The following is an 18,559-nucleotide window of genomic DNA, read 5'->3' as shown; positions in this document are numbered from 1 at the left end:
TGCTGACGGAATTGGGGATATACGTATGGGAGACAACGTGGGTCCTGCGCTCGATGACGGAAATCGCGGTACGCGATACGGCGCGAGACCCTGATGGCTGTTTCACGGGTGGTGATACCGATACGCCGATACACGACGTGAGTCTCGTCGTGCTTGCGCGATCACCGCAGCGGCAGTCGATCCACACGTCACGTCATCGTTCGATGCGGCTCGAGCGACGGTTCCTCCCATAAACGACCACGATTCGCTTCGTCGACGATCAAGGCGATTACGTTGCGTCGTTGCGGGTGCGGTGATTCGTGCGGCAACCGTTGCCGCCTCGTGATGCAAAAGGTTACCTGTGGAGACAAGGCTCCCTGTCGATGGACAGGTCTGACGAAAAAGGCCGGCTAGTGCGAGCGGTGAAGACGTCGGCTCGATTGGTTGCACGCATGCGCTACAACCCGACATGAGCGATCAGCGCGCGTCCGGTGGAGATACATATGGAGCGAAGGCTTGTCCGTCGATGCGGCCGTGCTTGCCGACGCGTCGGGCGTCACGTATCGATGCCGATCGTTTCTTGTTTGCTCCCATCGATGGTGCCTTATGTGGACGGAGCGGCGATCTGCACAGCTTGCTTCTACCTGTGCTTTATCCGATCGGTGAGCTTTTCCGGGATGCCGCTTCGGGGAAAGGTGAGCAGGTTCGGGAGCATCGCGGAAATCGGTTGCGGTGAGCGTCGGCACCGACGGCATCTTCACGTTGGGTGGTAACGATATCGATGAAGTTTGCCAAGTTGTCCCAAGGGGCACACTGTGCGAAGGCTTTTCGGCATCCGGTCTGCTTTTCGGGCCGTGGTATGAGTCCCTCGTTGCCTGCAGCGGCCACTGCAAAACTTCCCGGCCGTGGTTTCAAAGGTAGAAAAACGGACACGGCGTGGGGATGAAAAACAGCCCGGCGCGGATTCCTCCGGGCACAGTCCACAGGCTAAATTTGGCGAGCAGCGTCACAGGCGATCGACAATAATTTGTCCGTAGACGAGGTCGTGCGAGTACAAAAAACCATTCGCAGACAGTCCCGGATGATTTCGAACTGCTGTGAAGGAAAGCGACCGATCCGTTCGGCTGGTCGATCACAGGCGGCAGGAGGGTCGTGCGGCCCGTTTTCGGGTCCCATAAGCGGGAACCTCTACGTCGAATCCAGGGATTTCCTCCCATAAGTTTCTACGTTTCGGTGCTTGTGAGTGGGTACTCACCTTCTCGGGATGCCTTGCCACGCCTGAAGCCTTTCAGGAACGGCGGGTCAAACGGGGCCAAAGGGGGCGTGGATGGGGAGATCTGGGTGGTTGGCTTCCTATAGACGACTCCCATTGGTAGCGGTTTATGGGGTTCGTTTTTCTGTGCAAGCGCACGTGTGTTTACATCTTTGGTAAACCACGTTTACTTCTTTAACTACTTTTAGACGGCTCACAGCCTTGCCTGGCATGGGTTTGAGCGGTGTTCGGTACCCATTTATGGGAGCACAGGTGGAAGGGTTTGGGGCTTCAGGTCTGTGGATTTGGGGTTTGGGGTACCGGGTTGTGGGAAATCAGGGTTGTGGATATGGGGCGAACGTATCCGGTTATGGGAAATCGACCGTCCATCGCGTGAGGTAGTCGTCTATGGGAACGCGTGGAGGTAGCCTTTTATGGGGCGCTTTTTTGCGTCGATAGTCGAATCGATGCACAGAGATTTTCTTCGGGTAGCCAGTTATGGGGCGTTTCAAAGGTACCCATTTATGGGAGCCGGTTTCGATCGATTCGCTGTCCTTCGCTCAACAGTCCTATAAAGCTTTCCCATAGACAGGAGCGGGGCTGCGGACAGGTTACCTTTTATGGGGAAATCGGAAGGTTGCCTTTTATGGGAGCGATTTCTCCCTTCGGGCCGGAAAGCAATGCGGTCGACGACGCTGACAGGTACCCTCGTATGGGAACCAACAAAGGTAGCAAGTTATGGGAGAAATCGCGGCCGTATTGCAGGGCACCACGAATCCCTCTTGCGATCTCGATTCCATCCGTTTGCCCCCATGGATGGGTACCTTCGTGGTGGCAAATCTTGTGCCGGGTTTCGCGACGCGGACGGGAAAGGTAGCGGCTTTTGGGAGGAATTTTGGTCAAAAGGTAGACGGATATGGGGTTCTGCGCAAATCGTCGAATCCGTATTTTTCCTTCCATATCTGATACTTAGACAAAATAGTGAAAGTGATGCTAGAGCAAGGACGTTGCCCCGTGGCGCGAAAAGGTATAAAGTCCGCTTTCAATAAGGCAACCTTACCCGGACACCACGATGCCGCGCAAGCCCGCAAGCAAAGGCTCAGACAAACAGGTTTCGCTGTTTCAGACCCCCGAGCCTCCCGACTTGCTGCGCAAGGCGGTCCAGGCGATTCATATCGCGCCGAAGTCCGGCAAGATCGGTCTGCAGCAGCGCAAGATGTTCAGCTCGCTGATCAAGAACGCGCTTCGGCAGGAGGCGTTCGAACCGGGCCGAACGAGCTTCTCGATTTCGATCGCGTCGCTGTCGCACGAGAGCGGGCTGAACAGCAACAACACGAAGTACGTGAAGGACACGGTCAACTCGTTGATCAGTACCGTCGTCAACTGGGACTACCTGGCCGCGGACCGTTCGACGGTCTGGAAAGCGTCGGGCCTGCTCGCCGGCGCGGAGCTCGAGCAATCGGTGCTGAAGTACAGCTTCTCCGACCAGATTCGCAGCGAACTGCTCAATCCCGAAATCTACGCGCTGATCGATATGCGGATCGCCCGCGAGTTCCGGCGGTCGCATTCGCTCGCGCTGTGGGAAAACACGGTGCGTTACGAGGGGATCGGCATCACCGCGAAGATTCCGCTGCCGAAATTCCGTGACCTCATTCTCGGCCAGGACAAGGCGTCGCAGTCGTACAAGGAATACAAGCTGTTCAAGAGCAAGGTCCTGGTGCCGTGCATCCAGGAGGTGAACGAAGTATCGGACCACACGCTCGAGCTGATCGAACACAAATCCGGCCGTAGCGTGGAAGCCGTGCAGTTCAAGGTGACGCGCAAGCAGAGCACCGATACGGTCGAAGACGGCGACGTCAAGAACGAAGCGCTGGTCGAGGAGGTCGCGAAGTTCGGCATTCCGCGCTCGGAAGCGCGCCGGTTGATCACGCAATACGGCGTGCAGCGCATTAAGGCGGCGATCGCCTATACGCTCAATCGGACTACGAAGAAGAATGCGACGCCGGTCGACAACGTCGCCGCGTACTTCCGCAAGGCGCTGACGCACGGCTACACGCTGGCCGATGGGCAGGGAACCGAAGCGGCCGCACCGGCGAAGGAATCCGCGCAGAGCAAGCAGGAACAGATTCGCGACAAGTATCTGGCGGCGAAGGTCGAGGAAGCCGGCGCGTATTTCCGCGAACTGGAGATCGACGACCAGACCAAGCTGATCGAGCGTTACAACGAGACGGTGGCGGGTTCGAAGGACCTGACGCTGTCGCCGAAGAAGAAGGCGAGCAAGCTGGCGCAAACCAGTTTCTTCCGGTGGCTGGCGCTCGATACGTGGGGCGAGCCGACCTCGGACGACCTGCTGGAATTCCTGCTCAAAAGCAGTCTCGCAGGCAACTGAACGAGGCCTCGCCGTCGTGCGCACCATTTGCCGGACCATGTCGAGGTCCGGCTTGGCGGTGCAGCGCGAAGGCGAGGCCTTTTGCCGCTAGCGTGTTATTTCGACGGGGCCGTGGCCAGCTCCGTGACGTACGCGTCGATGACGGTCTTGAGCTTGTCGGCAAGCGCTTCCTGGTGGGATGCGTCGACGCCCTTGAGCTGCAGGTCCAGACGCCCGTCGGGATACGTCTTCAACTGGCCGATCGCGCGGGATTCGAGCGCGAAGTCATGACGAACGCTATAGCGCGTACGCCCGGCCTTCCTGGCGCCGTCACTCTGCGCACGCAGGAAATTCTCGAGATCGCGGACGGATTTTTTCCGGTCGATCACGGCCGTCAGCAGCCGATCGGCCGTCGCCTCGCCGAGGCGTTCGAAGATCAGTTTCAGGAAGTACGCAGCCTGCAGACCGACCACGTCGTTCGCACTGGCCATCCGCTCCAGCAGCGTGTTCGGCAGCGCGTTGAGCGACAGCGTCTTGCTGATCGAAGCCTTGTCCTTGCCGATTTTCTCCGCCAGCGTGTTCTGGTCGGAAAAGACCTTCTCGTCCAGGAGACGTTTCCACGCGATCGCATCATCGAAGATCGTCTGGCGTTCGTGGTCGTGGTTCGCCCGATACGCGATCGTATAGAGCTGCTCGGGCGTGTGATCGGTGCGGAACGTCGCATTGATCGTCTCGTCGCCGTTGATGCTCGTCGCGCGCAGCCGGCGTTGCCCGTCGATCACGACGAGCTTGCCCGGGAACTCGGGAAGCCGCGTGACCTTGATCGGCTCGATCTGCCCTTCTCGCTTCAACGTCAGTGCGAGCTCGTGCAGGCTCGATTCCGAGTAGAACACGCGCGGGTTGAACGGGTTCGGGATGCAGTCCTTGACCAGGACCTTCTGCGGCGCGCCAAGCTCGGGCGTACCGGCGGGCGCGGTTGCGGCCGGGCCACTGGCAGGCGCCGCTTCGACGACGGCAGCCGGTGCGGCCGCCGGCTCGGGCAGCCGCGTTTCGAGCGCCGCATTTTCTTGCGCGAGTCCGCGCAACAGGCCGGCTGCGAGATGCAGGTTGCCGGTCGGTTTCTTGTCTTTCGAGGTGTCCTTAGCCATGGGCGGTTCCGGTAGCGCGCGTCGACGCGATGTATTGGGCCATTTCCGTGACCAGCTTTTCGATTTCCGCGCGGGCTTCCTTCAGGCCCTTCAGGTATCGATTGTGGTGATGGATCGTGGTGCCGAGCGCGAACGTCTGACGATAGACCTCGCGTTGCGCGATCTGACTGTCGAGCAGATGCTCCCCTATTTCTTCAGCCCGTAGAATTTTTAAAATTTCTTCACGCATTTTAGTTTTTCCATTGACGCTATTCAGCATTAATGCGGAAGAAAGTTGAGGATTTCGAACGGCGCGCATCGACTCGATCATGCGGATCATCGCGACCGTGCTGTACAGATCGGCCGGCGATGGCGAAAGCGGCACCAGGCAGAAGTCGGCCACTTCCAGGACGGATGCGATACGCGGGTCCTCAAGGTTGCCGGGGCAGTCGACGACGATCACGTCAAAATTCGCGTCCTGCTTCTTGATCTCGCCCCCGATGCCGCGGCCGGCGGGAGCCAGCGAAAGGACCGTCATCGGCAGCGTGTTCTCGCCGCTCGTGACCCAACGGACGGAAGTGCCCTGAGGGTCGGCATCGATCAACGCGACTTTGTTGCCGCCGGCTTCGAACGCAGCCGCGATGTTGACGGAGATGGTCGTCTTTCCAGTCCCACCTTTTTGATTACTGACGGCGATCTTGAAAGCCATTAAATCCCTCCAAGGAGTTTTGCGTAATATATGCAGTTATTACCGAAATGTCCAGAAAAGTGTTCGATGTGGTGAATATCTTTTGATCTCTGCGGTTGTTACGTGACAAATAGGCCGAACGGCCAAGGCGTCATTTATGCGTATTGACTAAAAAATAACAAATCACGGCTGCACGAACGCGGGCAAATTCAACTGTCGTTGACATCGACAATGAAACCGTTGCATGGAGAATTGATGTCTCGTCGCACTTGGTCTCATACGGAATTCGATACGAACCGAGACGACGGTGTTGCGTGGTATCGAGGAAGGAGCCGGTTGTCACGTGACAAGTCTCCGGACATTGATTGCTTCGAGGTCCGGCCACATCGAGCGAAAGTTCTCGATGCGATTGCGACGTGGGCTGCGGAAGAATCGCTTCATTTCAATTACAGAGGTGCTTCACATAATCCTGACGTACGTCTATCCGGTGGTGAGACGGGTTGTCACGTGACAAACACATTCAAGCGCGCCTCCCAGGAGCAACTTTCCGATCGTCAAGACGTAGTCGTGGTTGCCGATGCCCGCTGCGTAGCTGGCATGTTGCTCAGGAAGAAAGCCGATGCGGATATTTCTGGTCCCTCCGGCTCGTGGGTGAGTCGCCGGTTGTCACGTGACAACGGGAGCGGGCGCCTGAAAGCTCGGGCAACGGATGGCTATATGGGAGCGGAGTATCCCGGGGAGGCGTTGCAAGGCGCGTCTGGGGTGGCGCGGTACGAACTGTGTAGTCAGCAGCTTGATTCCCTTATCTTCGTGTGTACGCTCGGGGTGCTGGCGCAACGCGCTGAGCGATTGCTGCGCATGTTCGTGCGGGATATAGGGATGGTTTTGATGTGTCCCTATTTATAGAGGGTACGAAACCCTGCATTGCCGCTCGCATGGGCCAATAGGGCAGGGGCTGGTTTCGTGGCGAGTATCAGATTCCCGCGCTGGAGGGCCCCGATATGCAGGAGATTCATGCAATCTGGGTCACTATTGGCGTCGAATCCGTGTGTTGGCGACGTGTAGCAACGCGAGGGGGTCGGTCCGTGAAACATTTTACGAAAATCGACGCTTGCCAGAAATCCTTGTGTGGCAATGGTTTGCGCCATATTCTTCATGCTGTTTCACGGCAAATGAGCGTGGTGACACCCGGAAATGGGGGCGTATGGTTTTTTGGCATGTGGGCAACGAAGACTGGCGCGGCTTCACCGAGATTCGTTGTGGTGAATACGTAATTCGTAGTTTTCAATACGCTTCGCGGTGGGGCAACTGTTCCGGGTGTCGAAGTGCGGGGATCAGTGCATCACTGGATCGCGTCGCCCCCTCCATTGACTGGTGGGCGCTCTGATATTTAGCGCCAGTTGTCACGTGACAACGCATGCGTCGGCCTCCCTATTAACGGAGTCGCGAAGCATCGCGAGACAATGCTGACATTGGGGATTTATAGGCGGCCGGTCCGACGTAGCCGTTGGGAGGGGAGGGGACGGTCCGCCGAAATCGTCAGCTCGGGGCGGTTCGTCTGTAGCCGAAGGAGAGGTGAAAGTGTGGGACCCGGCCGCACGATACACGGCGGCGATGTTTGACAATAAGCAGGAAGGGAGACGCCGAGCAATTCATCCGAGTTGAAAACATATCGGCGTTGGGCGCTTCATTTCAGTCTGAGCCCGCTCGACCCCGCATGCGAGGCGCCAGTCCTGCGCCGCTCACCCGTAATAGCCGACACATCCCCCCACCGTGCCGCCATCAATAACTCGCGACGATCGACAAGGCGACGTCCCCGCCACCTCGCAGGCTATCGATATCCCTTCGCGGAGAGTTGCCGAACAGCCGGCTATATTCCCGGTTGAACTGGGTCGGGCTCGCATACCCGACCCTGAACGCCGCCGACGCGGCGTCGAGCCGCTCCGCCAGCATCAGCCGACGTGCCTCGTTGAGCCGTATCCATTTCTGGTACTGCAGAGGACTCATGCCGGTGAGTTGACGGAAGTGGTGATGGAAGGTCGAGCTGCTCATCTGAACCTGCGCCGCGAGATCATCGACACGCAACGACTCGTCGTAGTGAGCGCGCAACCACCGGATCGCGCGTGACACGCGGTTGCACTGACTGCCGGCGGACGCAATCTGACGCAGGCGGGCGCCCTGGTCGCTCGTCAGCAGCCGATAGTAAATTTCCCGCTCGACATACGGTGCGAGAACGGCAATCGCGTTCGGGTCGTCCAGCAGCGCGAGTAACCGGTTCAGCGCGTCGTACAGAGGCTCGGTCATGTCGCCGACGACGAGCCCGCGGCCGGCCGGCGCATCGTCGTGATCCGGCGCGACTTGCATCATCAATTCGGCCATGACGCGAAAATCGAGCTTGAGGCCGAGCCCGAGAAACGGTTTGTCGGGGCTGGCTTCGATGATCTGCGTCGAACCGGGCAGGTCGAGTGACGTGATCAGAAAGCGGTCCGTGTCATAGATATAGGCATCTCCGCTCTGCATGACCCGCTTCGCGCCTTGAACGACGAGACCGAAGCTCGGCTCGACCATGCATTCCATCGGCTGCGTCGGCGCTTCCCTTCGATGAAAGCTCAGGTTGGGAATGGCCGTGTCAAGATGATCGACTCCTTCGGTCCATCTCGCGACGCGCTCCGCGAGCGTCTGTCGTAGCTCGTTCTCGCGGCTGCGACCGGTCGAACGGTCGCTCGCCTGGTCGAATGCCGCGATGGCGACGTCATCGTTTCGTTGGCCGGATATGTATCGGAGGGATGCCGGATGCATGACTTCTCTACTCTAGTAATCGGATCGACAGGCAGGCCGTCGACGTGCAGGGGAAGCCGGCAACGAATGCACCACCCGGCGCCGCTGCACGGCCATCCTCCCGGAAGGCGCGTGCGGCGATTGCGGACTACTTCGTCGCCTGCGATGCGCAAAGCTGCCAGCGTCGCGATTTTGCCGCCGGCGTTGCCGCGCGCTCGTCGACCGTGCGCCACCAGCGCTCGCCGCGATGCGGCGCGCGGAGATCGAGGCGTTCGCCCATTCTGGGCGTCGACAGCTCGATACCGCGCACGAGCGCCAGCGCCGTGACCCGCTCGAACGGCTCCTGCCAGCGATGCATCGCGAGGTCGAACGTACCGTTGTGGATCGGCATCAACCAGCGCCCGCGCAAATCGATGTGCGCCTGCACGGTTTCTTCCGGCTGCATGTGAACGTACGGCCATTGCGCATCATAGGCGCCCGTTTCGATCAGCGTGACGTCGAACGGCCCGAGGCGCTCGCCGATCTCCCGGAAGCCGTCGAAATAACCCGTATCGCCGCTAAAGAACACGCGCAGGTCGTCGTCGACGATCACCCACGACGCCCACAGCGTACTGTTGCCGTCGAACAGGCTGCGCCCGGAGAAGTGCTGGGCAGGCGTCGCCGTCAGCGTCAGCCCGGCCACATCGATGCTTTGCCACCAGTCGAGCTGGCGGACCTTGTTCGCATCGATACCCCATTCGATGAGCCGATCGCCGACGCCCAGCGTCGTCACGAACACGTCGGTGGTGGCGGCCAGCGCGAGCACCGTGTCGCGGTCGAGGTGATCGTAATGATCGTGCGACAGGATCACGCCGCGCAGCGGCGGAAGATCTTCCAGCGCGATCGGCGGCGCATGAAAGCGCTTGGGGCCGATGCGCCGAAATGGCGACGCGCGCTCCGCGAACACCGGATCGGTCAGCCAGAATTCGCCACGCAGCTTCAGCAGCAGCGTCGAATGGCCGAGCCGATACAGGCTGCGATCGGGCGCCGCATCGAGTTCCGCGCGGGTCAGCGAATCGACGGGCAATGCGCCGGCGGGCACGGTATGACGCGGCTTGTTGACCAGCATGTTCCAGGCGATTCCCAGTGTCTTGCCCAATCCTTCGGCGGAGCGGGGCGCGACATTGGCAAAGCGCTCGCCATTGTGCTGCGGCGAACTGCCCGAGAGCGTCCGGCCGCGTCGGGCGGCCGCGAAACCCAAAATGCGATGAATCAAAACGAGAGGCGATGCCATGTCGGTTCGTCCGGAGAATAAAGTACACTAAACAGTGTAGTTTATTTTTAGGATAAGTAAACTGCCCGGTGTAAAATTTCTGTATGGATACCAGTACTCCCCCTCAGCGTCTGACCGACCGAAAGCGCGCGGCCATCGTCGATGCGGCGATCGAGGAATTTCTCGCCGCGGGCTACGATGCGACGAGCATGGATCGTATCGCTGCGCGCGCGGACGTGTCGAAGCGCACCGTCTATAACCACTTCCCCGGTAAGGAGACGCTGTTCGCCGCGATCCTGAACAAGTTGTGGGATGCGACTCGCACCGGCAGTTCGCCGACCTATCGCGCCGACGTGCCGCTGCGCGAGCAACTGCTCGCGTTGCTCGACCGCAAATTGCGGTTGATGAACGACGAGGCCTTTCTCGCGCTGGCGCGTGTCGCGATCGGCGCGGCCATCCATTCGCCGGAACGGGCGCGCGACATGGTCGAGCGTCTCGGCGAGCGCGAGGAAGATGTCACGGTCTGGGTGCGTGCGGCCGCGGCGGCCGGCCGCCTGACAGTCACCGATCCGGTGTTCGCCGCACATCAGTTGCATGGCGCGGTGAAGGCATTCGCGTTCTGGCCGCAGATCACGATGGGCCAGCCGCCGCTGACGGCGCAGGAGCAGCAGAAGGTCGCGGAATCGGCTGCCGATATGTTCCTTGCGTACTACGCGCGACCCGACGACGGCGTTGCACGGCATCGCCGGCAAGACTGAACGCGGTCCCGGACACATCCGGAAGCATCCGGCTCCCCGGGCAGATCGAATCCATTGCGATGCGCGCGCTGTCGGCGAGCAGGCAAACCGGTCGATCCGGGGAAAAACGAACGCCAAATGACGCCCATCCGTGCCGGCTGGCCATTTGACCTGGGCTCAACGATACTGCCGACGCACCCGAAGCCGAATGCGAGCAACGACCCATGAAAACGCTGTTGATCGTCTATCACACGATGACCGGAGGGACGCAACAGATGGCCGAAGCGGCTGCCGGTGCGGCTCGCGAGCAGCCTGGCGTCGACGTCAGGCTGCAGCGTGCGGACGCGACGAGCGCCGACGACGTGCTGGCCGCCGACGCATACCTGTTCGCGACGCCGGAGAACCTTGCGGCGATGTCCGGGCTGATGAAGGATTTCTTCGATCGCTGCTACTACGCGGCGCTCGATCGCGTGAACGGCCGCCCGTATGCGGCAATGATCTGCGCGGGAAGCGACGGGCAGAACGCGTTGCGCCAGATCGACCGGATCGCGACCGGATGGCGGCTGAAGAACGTGGCGCCCGGCCTGATCGTCTGCACGCATGCGCAGACGCCGGAGCGTATTCTCGCAACGAAGACGATCGACAGCGACGCGCTCGCGCGCTGCGCCGAACTCGGCGCGGGTCTTGCTGCAGGGCTGGCACTGGGCGTGTTCTGATGACGAGTGCGGCGGCTCCGATCTGCCGGATCGACACCGGCACGGCCCGCAGCCGTTCGCGCACTATCGGTTTCGCAAACTTCCGCAAACAGCGCCGAACCGCCGAGCGTCGGAACTTCAACTGCCCTTCGTCGGTGCCGAAGGCTGGTGGTACTCGGGCCAAAGACGTTTCACGAGATCGCGCGATGCACCGTAGGCGTAGCAACTGTCGATCTTGAGCGGCTTTCCTTCGCTGTCGCGGTAATCGAGCGACGATCGCCGCATGCCGACCATCGTCTGGTAGGCCGTCGTCGCGATCGGGCCGAGCAGTTCCTTCAAGTGCGTGCACGTATCGCAGGACGGCAGGCGCTTGCGAACCTCGCTGTTCCAGCCGGCGCCGATGTTCAATCCGACGAGCGCCTGCAGCGAGTCGCCGCCGCCCGAACACTGCGCATACGGATGCGAACGCATGAACGTGGAGACGCCGCGAACGACCATGTCGACGTCGAACACCAGCGTGACGCCGAGATCGTGGAGCGGTGTCAGTGCCGCGACCGTTCGCGCGCCGCCGGGCGGCGTGAAATCGCTGGTCTTGCGGTCCGCGAGGCAGGCCGTCACTTCGAACAGGCCATCGCTGCGCCGATAACCGCGCATGTCGATCTGCCGATGGTGAATCTCCTCGCGCGTGAGGCCGTCATGCGGGGTGTCGTCTTGGGAAACCATGCTTGCGCTCCATCTCGTGTAACCAGGTCGTTTCGCAGGCAACGGAATCGCGCCCGGTCGATCGGACGCGCGGAGAAAAGCAGGCGGGGACATGCTGCCAACGAAGTCGATTCGGCCATACTACGCACTTTCCGAGATCTTCGTCCGCGACGCGATCGATGCGCACGCAACGAGTCGCGTATCGCGGCCGGCGCAAACGGGTGTCGAGTGGGCGGGTCGTGCGAGGTCGGCGGCTACACCATGCGTCGCGGTTGCGACACGACGCCGTTCGACGTCCGTCGCGCGGAAGATCGCACTTTGCGCCTTGCGCGTCGGCCCGGCCCGGCGCAATTTTCCAGCAGGGGCCGCGAATGGCGTGACATCCGGAAGCGTATCCATATAATGCGCAACACGACCGCGCGGACGCATTTCCGGCACCCCGGATCGGGCAAATGCAGACCGGCGAGTCAACCGGCTGTCGCGCGTACCGGTATACTTCCACTCCTGCCTTGTCCGGCATCGAGGCCGGGTGCCTGAAAACAGAGTGGCGTGCGCGATGCGGCCCCGTAGTGTTCCGCACCGGCGGCAGGCCGGCCGCACGCATGGCGGCGAAGCTGTTGTGCCGCGCGGCATGGCCGCACGAACCACACCTTATATTCCTGGTGGATTGAATTTATGGGTTTTGAACAACTTGCCGAATTGCGGGCGCAGCTCGCGGCGAAGGCCAAGCAGGAGCGCAACGCAAAGCGGCCGGCAGCGCCGACGGACGCCGGCGCGAAGCCGAAGTCCGGCGACCAGCCGTCCCGCGGCGCCAAGCCGGGTGCCGGCGCGAAGACGCAGCATCGGGCGAAGCCTGCTTCGGCGAAGCCGGCGGCGCCGGTCGATCCGGTCATCGTCGCGATCGGCAAACTGCAGCGGAAGTTTCCGCGCGCGTTCCCGAAGAATCCGGCCCCCAAAGTGCCGCTCAAGGTCGGTATCTGGGACGATCTCGCACGCGAAGCGCAGGCCGTCGGCCTCAACGAAGCCGAACTGCGCGAAGCGATGTCGACGTGGTGCCGCGGCAATCGCTACTGGTCCTGCCTCGTCGAAGACGCGGTGCGCGTCGACTTGCAGGGCAACGAAGCCGGACGCGTGACGCACGACGACGCGGCGCGTGCGCGCCGCCTGAAGGCTCGCCGCCCGGGCAAGGGCGCGGCACAAGCGGCCAAGGGCGCACCGCAGCAGCCGAAGGCCGAGCAGCAGGCCGAGGCCGCTGCTGCCGCGCCGCAACCGGCGCAGGCCGAAGCGGAAGCGCCGGTGCAGACCGACGCCGCGCCGCAGGTCGAGCAGCAATCGGCCGGCAACGAGTAATCCGCACCGCACTGCCGTCCATCGAGCAGCGCGTAGCCGCATGCAAGCCGCGTGCGGTGCATGACACCCCAGACCGACTTGCCTCGCCAGAGGCAGGTCGGGACTGTCTCCACCGGCGCTGAACCTGCTGGTACATCCCCTCCCTCGTCGAACAGTCAACGCGACCGGACGACCCACATTCGTCGATCGGCCACGGCGCGCGTGATGTTTCGACCGTGCTGATCGAACATCAATAATATGCAGGACTATTCATGAAAACATGTCGACCAGATAATTCGTTTTCCGAAATGATGAGGTGGAAATCGTCGATCGACGCGCGCGCGATCCCGTCTGTCCACTCCGACAAAACGGCGCGCGATAATCACGACGGGATCGTCAGGCCGCAGGCAAGCCGGGCACCACGATACAGCCAGCCTTTCGAAAAGTAAGGCGCGCCCGCCTCGACCCAAAGCCACGCCCAGTTTCATCAACGTCAATTCGACCCGGACCATGAACTCGAGACATTCCGCGATTTTCGTCGCGCTCGCCGCCGCCGCGCTGTTCGGCGCCGCGACACCGCTCGCCAAGGCGCTGATCGGTGCAATGTCGCCGTTCATGGTTGCCGGCCTCTTCTATTTCGGCAGCGGCGTCGGGCTCGGTATCGGGATTCTGCTGCGCGGTTGGCACAGCCGTCGCGCATCGGCCGCGGACGCCGCGCCGTTGCATCGTGCCGATCTGCCGTGGCTGGCCGGTGCGATCGCGGCGGGCGGCGTGGCCGGCCCCGCTTTGCTGATGCTCGGGCTGTCGAGTACGCCGGCGGCGACGAGCGCGTTGCTGCTCAATCTCGAAGGCGTGTTGACGGCGGTGATCGCGTGGGTCGTGTTTCGCGAGAACGTGGATACGCAGGTGTTCCTCGGCATGGTGGCGATCGTCGCTGGCGGCACGCTGTTGTCGTGGACGCCAGGCCGGGCCGGCGTGCCGGTCGGCGCGCTGCTGATCGTCGGTGCGTGCCTGTGCTGGGCGGTCGACAACAACCTGACCCGCAAGGTGGCCGCGAACGACGCGATGGTGATCGCATGCATGAAAGGGCTGATCGCGGGGCCGGTGAACATCGGCATCGCGCTGGCGGCCGGCGCGACGCTACCTGCGTTACCGGTCACGGCCGCGGCGATGCTGACGGGGCTCGGCGGCTACGGGATCAGCCTCGTGTTGTTCGTGGTCGCGCTGCGTCATCTCGGCAGCGCGCGCACCGGCGCATATTTTTCGGTCGCCCCGCTATTCGGAGTCGCACTGTCGCTGCTGATCTGGCCCGCGCTGCCGCCCGCGACGTTCTGGATCGCGGCCGCGCTGATGGCGCTCGGCCTCTGGCTGCACGTGCGCGAACGGCACGAACACACGCATGCGCACGAGCGACTCGAGCATACGCATCGGCATCGGCACGACGACCATCACCAGCACGCGCACGACTTTCCGTATGACGGCGCCGAACCGCACACGCATCCGCATGTGCATCTGCCGATCACGCACAGCCACGCGCATTTTCCGGACATTCATCACCGGCATCGGCATTGACTGTGTCGTGAGTGACGCGTGCCTTGCATCGCAAGGTGACCGTTTATGGGAAGCGGGAAAAGCCGGTCATCGGTTCGGCAATGTGGGTTGCCGGCATTCGCGTGCCGGAAGCCGCGCGTTGCCGATCGGGTGGAGGAGCGCAACGCGTGCCGGCAACCGGTCTGCGGTTTGACGATCGTTCAACCGTTGTTGATCGGATGGACATCATCCGCGGCTTTTTCGTGGAAGCCGAATGTGGCGTCGAAGTCGCGTAACGGCGGGTTCGCGCTCGTCATGCCGGTCAACGCGGCTTTTCCAGCCGACGACGCGACGAAACGGCTATCGGCCCGCCCGTCGCTGCGATACCCGTCACGCACGAGGAAAGCAGAAGCCGAAATCCTCGCAGCCCGGACATCCGGGTGCGGGCCCGGGCGGCACGCCGAGCGATGTGGCCACTTCCTGCCCGAGGAATTTCTTCCAGCGCAGATGAGCGACGTTGCGCGCGGCGAGCGCCGGGAAAAAGCGCGCGAGCATCGCGGACACCGCGTCGCGTCCGTCGAGCCCGAGGTCGCGCCACAGATGATCGGGGCGCAGACACGCATGCGCGATGATCGCGGCGAGGCAGTCGGCATCGTCGCGGGCGACGGCGGGATTCGCATCGTCCATCAGCCGCACATGCAGCGTCGCGACGAATGTCGAGTGCGTGGCCGGCAAGGGTGGCGGTGCGACCGCCGACGTGAGTGCAACGGTATCGACCGATCGCAGATGCGGAAACTGTCGGGCCAGCAGGTCGGCGAACTGGTCGGGAGGCAAGCCCAGCAGCGAGAGTTCGTTGCGCCCGGCGCGTGCCGTAACGAGGGTGCCGAACAGCTGCGCATCGGGCACGTCGGTGTTGGCCGCAGCGGATTGCAGTAACTGCAACGCCTGTTCGTACGTGCGATCGGCCGAAGCGGTCATCGTCAGCCTCCGGACGAGAACCGGACCGCACGCATGCGAGGGGCACAACGAATCGCCGTCGCGATCGTCACGCGATCACTCGACGCCGACGATCACGCTCGATGCTTTGAAGATCGCGGATGCGGCGGTGCCGCTCGCGAGGCCGAGACGATCGACGCTGTCGTTGGTGACGATCGCGACGATTTCCGCGCCACCCGCGGCCTTGATCACCACTTCCGAATTGACCGCGCCCTTCGCGACCGACGCGACGGTGCCCGCGACGCAGTTGCGGGCCGACACCTTGCTGCTGTCGACATCGACCATCACGATGACCGACGATGCCTTGACGAGCGCGAACGCCTTCGTACCGGCCGCGAGGCCCAGCGATGCCGCGCTGCCGTGGGTGATCACCGCGACGATCTCGAGGCCGTCCTGCGTGCGCAGCGTGATTTCGTCGTTGACGGCACCGGGTTTGACGGCGCCGATCTGGCCGGCGAATTGGTTGCGGGCGCTGGTTCGCATGATGGCTCTCCGGGTGGATGCCGCGGCCGGGCCGGCCGCGGTAGCAGATGAATGGAAATGCATCGGCCAGTGTACCGTCAACGCAGGCCCTGCGAATGCGATGGCGCGAATCGGTAAAAGCGTCGCCGCGGGGCGTGTCGTCACGCAGGCGTCATATCCCCGACTGCGACGGTGCTACGGCGTCGACTGGGCGGCCGCGGGTGTCGAGGCCGCAGAGCCGGCGTCCGCGGCGGCTGCCGCACCGTCGCCGTCCCATCCACCGCCGAGCGCGAGAAAGAGCCGCACCTGGTCGGCCGCGACCTGGCCTTCGGCCGCGGCGACCTGCGCCCGCACACTCGTCAACGTGCGCGTTGCGTCGAGATCGGAAATGAACGATTCGCGGCCGGCCGCATAGAGACGATGGGTTTCGTCGGCGGAATTGCGGGCCGACTCGTACGCGGTGCGCAGTGCGTCCGTGCGCTGCACGTCGGCCGCGTAGGTCGCGAGGCTCGACTGCGTTTCGCGCAGCGCGTTCAGCACGACACCGTCGAAGTGTGCGAGCGCGCCGCCCGTCGCGGCTTCGGCTTCGCGCACGCGCGCACGCTGGCCGTTGACCGGGAACGACCAGCTGATCAGCGGACCGAACGACCAGCGATTCGTGGTGGACGAGAACAGGTCGGCGGCGACGCCGACCGAGCCGGCCGACGCACCGATGCTGACCGACGGGTACAGCGCGGCGGTCGCCACGCCGATCCGCGCGGTCGCGGCGGCGAGCTGCCGCTCGGCCTCGCGCACGTCGGGGCGGCGGCGCAGCAGCGCGGCGCCGTCGCCGATCGGAATCGGCTGACGCAGCTTCGGCAGGCGTTCGCACTCGGCGGCGGCTTTCGGCAGGTCGGCCGGCGCGCGCGCGAGCAGCGCGGCGAGCTGGTACTGCGCGACCTTGCGGCGGCCTTCGAAGCGCGGAATGTCGGCGGAGAGCGTGCGCACCTGCGTCACGCCGCGGGTCACGTCGGTCTGGTTGCCGCGTCCGGCATCGCGCAGCCGTTGCGACAGTTTCACGCGCTGCTGCTGCAGCGCGAGCGACTGCTTCGCGATCGCCAGTTCGTCGCCGGCCGAGCACGCTTCGACGTACGCACGCACGACGTCGGCCACGACGGTTATGCGTGCCAGGTCGCCGGCCGCCTTGACGGCCTCGCTGTCCGCGCGCGCGGCTTCGACGCCGCGCCGCAGCTTGCCGAACAGGTCGAGCTCGTACGACACGTTGATGCCGACCGTGCCTTCGTTGACGACCGGCAGCTTGTTTTCGAGCAGGTATTGCTCGGCCGATTCCTGCGCGCGCTGCACGGCCGCTTCCGCGCTGCCCGAGAAGCCGCCCTGTTCGTTCGCGACCACCAGCGCCGCGCGCGAGCGGGCGAGGTTGGCCGCGGCGACGCGCAGGTCGGTGTTCGACTTCAGCGCATCGCGCACGAGCCCGTCGAGTACCGGGTCGTCGTACAGCTGCCACCAGTTGCCGGGCACCGCGTCGCGCGACACCAGCGCACCGTTCGCGTCGTCGAGCGCATGGTTCGCCAGCGGCGCATTGACGTACGCGTGCTGCGGCAGCGTGTAGTCGGGGCCGACCGACTTGCACGCACCGAGTGCGAGTGCAAGCGGGGCGAGCGTCGCCGCGATGCGCAGACCGTGCCGCTTCATTGCGATGCTCCCGCGGCGCTCGCGGCCGTACCGGACGCAGCGGGAACCGGCGCGGCCGCCGATGCGGTGCTGGCGCCAGCCGGCTTCGCGTCGTTGCGGCGCGCGTCGGCGCCGCGCATCGACACGGTCGCGGTGCGGCCCGCGATCATCCGGAAATCGTCGGGCACCTCGTCGAGCACGACGCGCACCGGCACGCGCTGCGCGAGCCGCACCCAGCTGAACGCCGGGTTCACGTTCGGCAGCAGGTTCGCGCCCTGCGTGCGGTCGCGATCCTCGATCGCGGCGACGATGCTCTGTACGTGGCCGCGCAGCGCATGCGGCTCGCCCATCACGATGATGTCGACCGGCTGCCCGATATGGATGCCGCGCAGCTTGGTTTCCTCGAAGTAGCCATCGACGCGGAACGAGTTGCGGTCGACCACCGACAGCACCGCGCGACCGGCCGGCACGTATTCGCCGACGCGCGGGGCGCGATCGTTCAGGTAGCCGTCCACGGGGCTGACGATCGTCGTGCGCTGCAGGTTCAGCTTCGCGGTGTCGAGCGACACCTGCGCATCGGCGACGCTGGCTTCGCCCTGCTCGACGCGCGTGTGGCTTTCCTCGACCTGTTCGCTCGCGACCAGGTTGCCGAGCTGGAGGTTGCGCGCGTATTCGCGCTTCGCCTGCGCCAGCGTCGCGCGGCGCTGCGCGAGCGTCGCTTCGGCGAGCCGCTCCGCGAGCGTGTAGCGCGCCTGGTCGATCACGAACAGCACCTGGCCGCGCTTGACCTCCTGGTTGTCGGCCACCTGCACCGACGTGATGAGGCCCGACACGTCCGGCGCGACCTGGATCACGTCGGCGCGTACGTGCCCGTCGCGCGTCCACGGCGAGAACATGTAGTAGTTGATGATCCGCCAGAGCACGAGGCCGGCCACGATGACGACGATCAGGGTGAGCAGGACTTGCCCTGCCGAGAGCCAGGTTTTTTTCACG

Annotated in this window: 15 protein-coding genes; 6 read left to right on the top strand and 9 right to left on the bottom strand. The window is 63.4% G+C overall.

The window, feature by feature from the left end; all coding sequences use genetic code 11:
- Positions 1 to 2,303 precede the first annotated feature (2,303 nt).
- Positions 2,304 to 3,620 (top strand): replication initiation protein, encoded by a 1,317-nt coding sequence (locus BLS50_RS34125; protein ID WP_006480994.1) that lies wholly within the window; start codon positions 2,304 to 2,306, stop codon positions 3,618 to 3,620.
- A 95-nt stretch (positions 3,621 to 3,715) separates the two neighbouring features.
- On the opposite strand, the gene BLS50_RS34120 is transcribed toward BLS50_RS34125, so the two are convergent.
- The 4 genes from BLS50_RS34120 to BLS50_RS34100 all read right to left on the bottom strand — a co-directional run bounded on the left by BLS50_RS34120 (position 3,716) and on the right by BLS50_RS34100 (position 9,465).
- A complete protein-coding gene (locus BLS50_RS34120; RefSeq protein WP_074808392.1) occupies positions 3,716 to 4,747 on the bottom strand; it encodes a ParB/RepB/Spo0J family partition protein in 1,032 nt (343 codons plus the stop codon).
- Positions 4,740 to 5,435, bottom strand: coding sequence for a ParA family protein (locus BLS50_RS34115; RefSeq protein ID WP_074808390.1), 696 nt, complete (start codon positions 5,433 to 5,435; stop codon positions 4,740 to 4,742). Before BLS50_RS34115 ends, BLS50_RS34120 begins: the two co-directional genes overlap by 8 nt.
- A 1,761-nt stretch (positions 5,436 to 7,196) precedes the next feature.
- Entirely contained in the window at positions 7,197 to 8,213 is a 1,017-nt protein-coding gene (locus tag BLS50_RS34105) for an AraC family transcriptional regulator (RefSeq protein WP_027811951.1), read from the bottom strand.
- Positions 8,214 to 8,340: 127 nt separating this feature from the next.
- Entirely contained in the window at positions 8,341 to 9,465 is a 1,125-nt protein-coding gene (locus BLS50_RS34100) for an MBL fold metallo-hydrolase (protein WP_074808385.1), read from the bottom strand.
- Positions 9,466 to 9,548: 83 nt separating this feature from the next.
- On the opposite strand from BLS50_RS34100, the gene BLS50_RS34095 reads away from it, so the two are divergent.
- Positions 9,549 to 10,202 carry a TetR/AcrR family transcriptional regulator gene (locus BLS50_RS34095; RefSeq protein WP_027811953.1) on the top strand — a complete coding sequence of 218 codons (654 nt, stop codon included), beginning with the start codon at positions 9,549 to 9,551 and terminating at the stop codon, positions 10,200 to 10,202.
- Positions 10,203 to 10,405: 203 nt separating this feature from the next.
- Positions 10,406 to 10,897: a flavodoxin family protein gene (locus BLS50_RS34090; protein ID WP_074808383.1), complete on the top strand. Its 492-nt coding sequence runs from the start codon at positions 10,406 to 10,408 to the stop codon at positions 10,895 to 10,897.
- 117 nt (positions 10,898 to 11,014) lie between these two features.
- Here the strand turns inward: BLS50_RS34090 and BLS50_RS34085 are convergent, their stop codons facing one another.
- Complete coding sequence (locus BLS50_RS34085) at positions 11,015 to 11,599, bottom strand: DUF2889 domain-containing protein (protein ID WP_074808380.1); 585 nt, start codon at positions 11,597 to 11,599, stop codon at positions 11,015 to 11,017.
- A 654-nt stretch (positions 11,600 to 12,253) separates the two neighbouring features.
- Here BLS50_RS34085 and BLS50_RS34080 point away from each other — a divergent pair.
- The 3 genes from BLS50_RS34080 to BLS50_RS36150 all read left to right on the top strand — a co-directional run bounded on the left by BLS50_RS34080 (position 12,254) and on the right by BLS50_RS36150 (position 14,733).
- Positions 12,254 to 12,928, top strand: coding sequence for a ProQ/FinO family protein (locus BLS50_RS34080; RefSeq protein WP_027805478.1), 675 nt, complete (start codon positions 12,254 to 12,256; stop codon positions 12,926 to 12,928).
- Between the two features lie 489 nt (positions 12,929 to 13,417).
- Positions 13,418 to 14,479, top strand: a complete 1,062-nt coding sequence (locus BLS50_RS34075) for a DMT family transporter (protein WP_074808376.1) — start codon at positions 13,418 to 13,420, stop codon at positions 14,477 to 14,479.
- Positions 14,480 to 14,490: 11 nt separating this feature from the next.
- Positions 14,491 to 14,733, top strand: a complete 243-nt coding sequence (locus BLS50_RS36150; protein ID WP_176934357.1) for a hypothetical protein — start codon at positions 14,491 to 14,493, stop codon at positions 14,731 to 14,733.
- Between the two features lie 94 nt (positions 14,734 to 14,827).
- Here the strand turns inward: BLS50_RS36150 and BLS50_RS34065 are convergent, their stop codons facing one another.
- From BLS50_RS34065 to BLS50_RS34050, 4 genes are all read right to left on the bottom strand, one after another.
- Complete coding sequence (locus tag BLS50_RS34065) at positions 14,828 to 15,415, bottom strand: nitrogen fixation protein NifQ (protein WP_074808373.1); 588 nt, start codon at positions 15,413 to 15,415, stop codon at positions 14,828 to 14,830.
- A 75-nt stretch (positions 15,416 to 15,490) separates the two neighbouring features.
- Positions 15,491 to 15,916, bottom strand: coding sequence for a TOBE domain-containing protein (locus BLS50_RS34060; protein WP_074808370.1), 426 nt, complete (start codon positions 15,914 to 15,916; stop codon positions 15,491 to 15,493).
- A 174-nt stretch (positions 15,917 to 16,090) separates the two neighbouring features.
- Positions 16,091 to 17,587, bottom strand: coding sequence for an efflux transporter outer membrane subunit (locus BLS50_RS34055; RefSeq protein WP_074808369.1), 1,497 nt, complete (start codon positions 17,585 to 17,587; stop codon positions 16,091 to 16,093).
- Positions 17,584 to 18,558 (bottom strand): efflux RND transporter periplasmic adaptor subunit, encoded by a 975-nt coding sequence (locus BLS50_RS34050; protein WP_074808366.1) that lies wholly within the window; start codon positions 18,556 to 18,558, stop codon positions 17,584 to 17,586. The genes BLS50_RS34055 and BLS50_RS34050 overlap by 4 nt, the downstream gene beginning before the upstream one ends.
- Position 18,559: the final 1 nt, after the last annotated feature.

Origin of the sequence: Burkholderia orbicola (assembly GCF_900100915.1) — a bacterium.
GTDB classification, from domain to species: domain Bacteria; phylum Pseudomonadota; class Gammaproteobacteria; order Burkholderiales; family Burkholderiaceae; genus Burkholderia; species Burkholderia orbicola.
This window is presented reverse-complemented; position numbering and strand designations above follow the sequence as displayed.

Bases quoted from the DNA above. Each gene is read 5' to 3' on its own strand.
- BLS50_RS34115 (WP_074808390.1), bottom strand. From the start codon at position 5,435: ATGGCTTTCAAGATCGCCGTCAGTAATCAAAAAGGTGGGACTGGAAAG.
- BLS50_RS34120 (WP_074808392.1), bottom strand. From the start codon at position 4,747: ATGGCTAAGGACACCTCGAAAGACAAGAAACCGACCGGCAACCTGCAT.
- BLS50_RS34085 (WP_074808380.1), bottom strand. From the start codon at position 11,599: ATGGTTTCCCAAGACGACACCCCGCATGACGGCCTCACGCGCGAGGAG.
- BLS50_RS34100 (WP_074808385.1), bottom strand. From the start codon at position 9,465: ATGGCATCGCCTCTCGTTTTGATTCATCGCATTTTGGGTTTCGCGGCC.
- BLS50_RS34105 (WP_027811951.1), bottom strand. From the start codon at position 8,213: ATGCATCCGGCATCCCTCCGATACATATCCGGCCAACGAAACGATGAC.
- BLS50_RS34125 (WP_006480994.1), top strand. From the start codon at position 2,304: ATGCCGCGCAAGCCCGCAAGCAAAGGCTCAGACAAACAGGTTTCGCTG.
- BLS50_RS34060 (WP_074808370.1), bottom strand. From the start codon at position 15,916: ATGCGAACCAGCGCCCGCAACCAATTCGCCGGCCAGATCGGCGCCGTC.
- BLS50_RS34065 (WP_074808373.1), bottom strand. From the start codon at position 15,415: ATGACCGCTTCGGCCGATCGCACGTACGAACAGGCGTTGCAGTTACTG.
- BLS50_RS34090 (WP_074808383.1), top strand. From the start codon at position 10,406: ATGAAAACGCTGTTGATCGTCTATCACACGATGACCGGAGGGACGCAA.
- BLS50_RS34095 (WP_027811953.1), top strand. From the start codon at position 9,549: ATGGATACCAGTACTCCCCCTCAGCGTCTGACCGACCGAAAGCGCGCG.
- BLS50_RS34055 (WP_074808369.1), bottom strand. From the start codon at position 17,587: ATGAAGCGGCACGGTCTGCGCATCGCGGCGACGCTCGCCCCGCTTGCA.
- BLS50_RS34080 (WP_027805478.1), top strand. From the start codon at position 12,254: ATGGGTTTTGAACAACTTGCCGAATTGCGGGCGCAGCTCGCGGCGAAG.
- BLS50_RS34075 (WP_074808376.1), top strand. From the start codon at position 13,418: ATGAACTCGAGACATTCCGCGATTTTCGTCGCGCTCGCCGCCGCCGCG.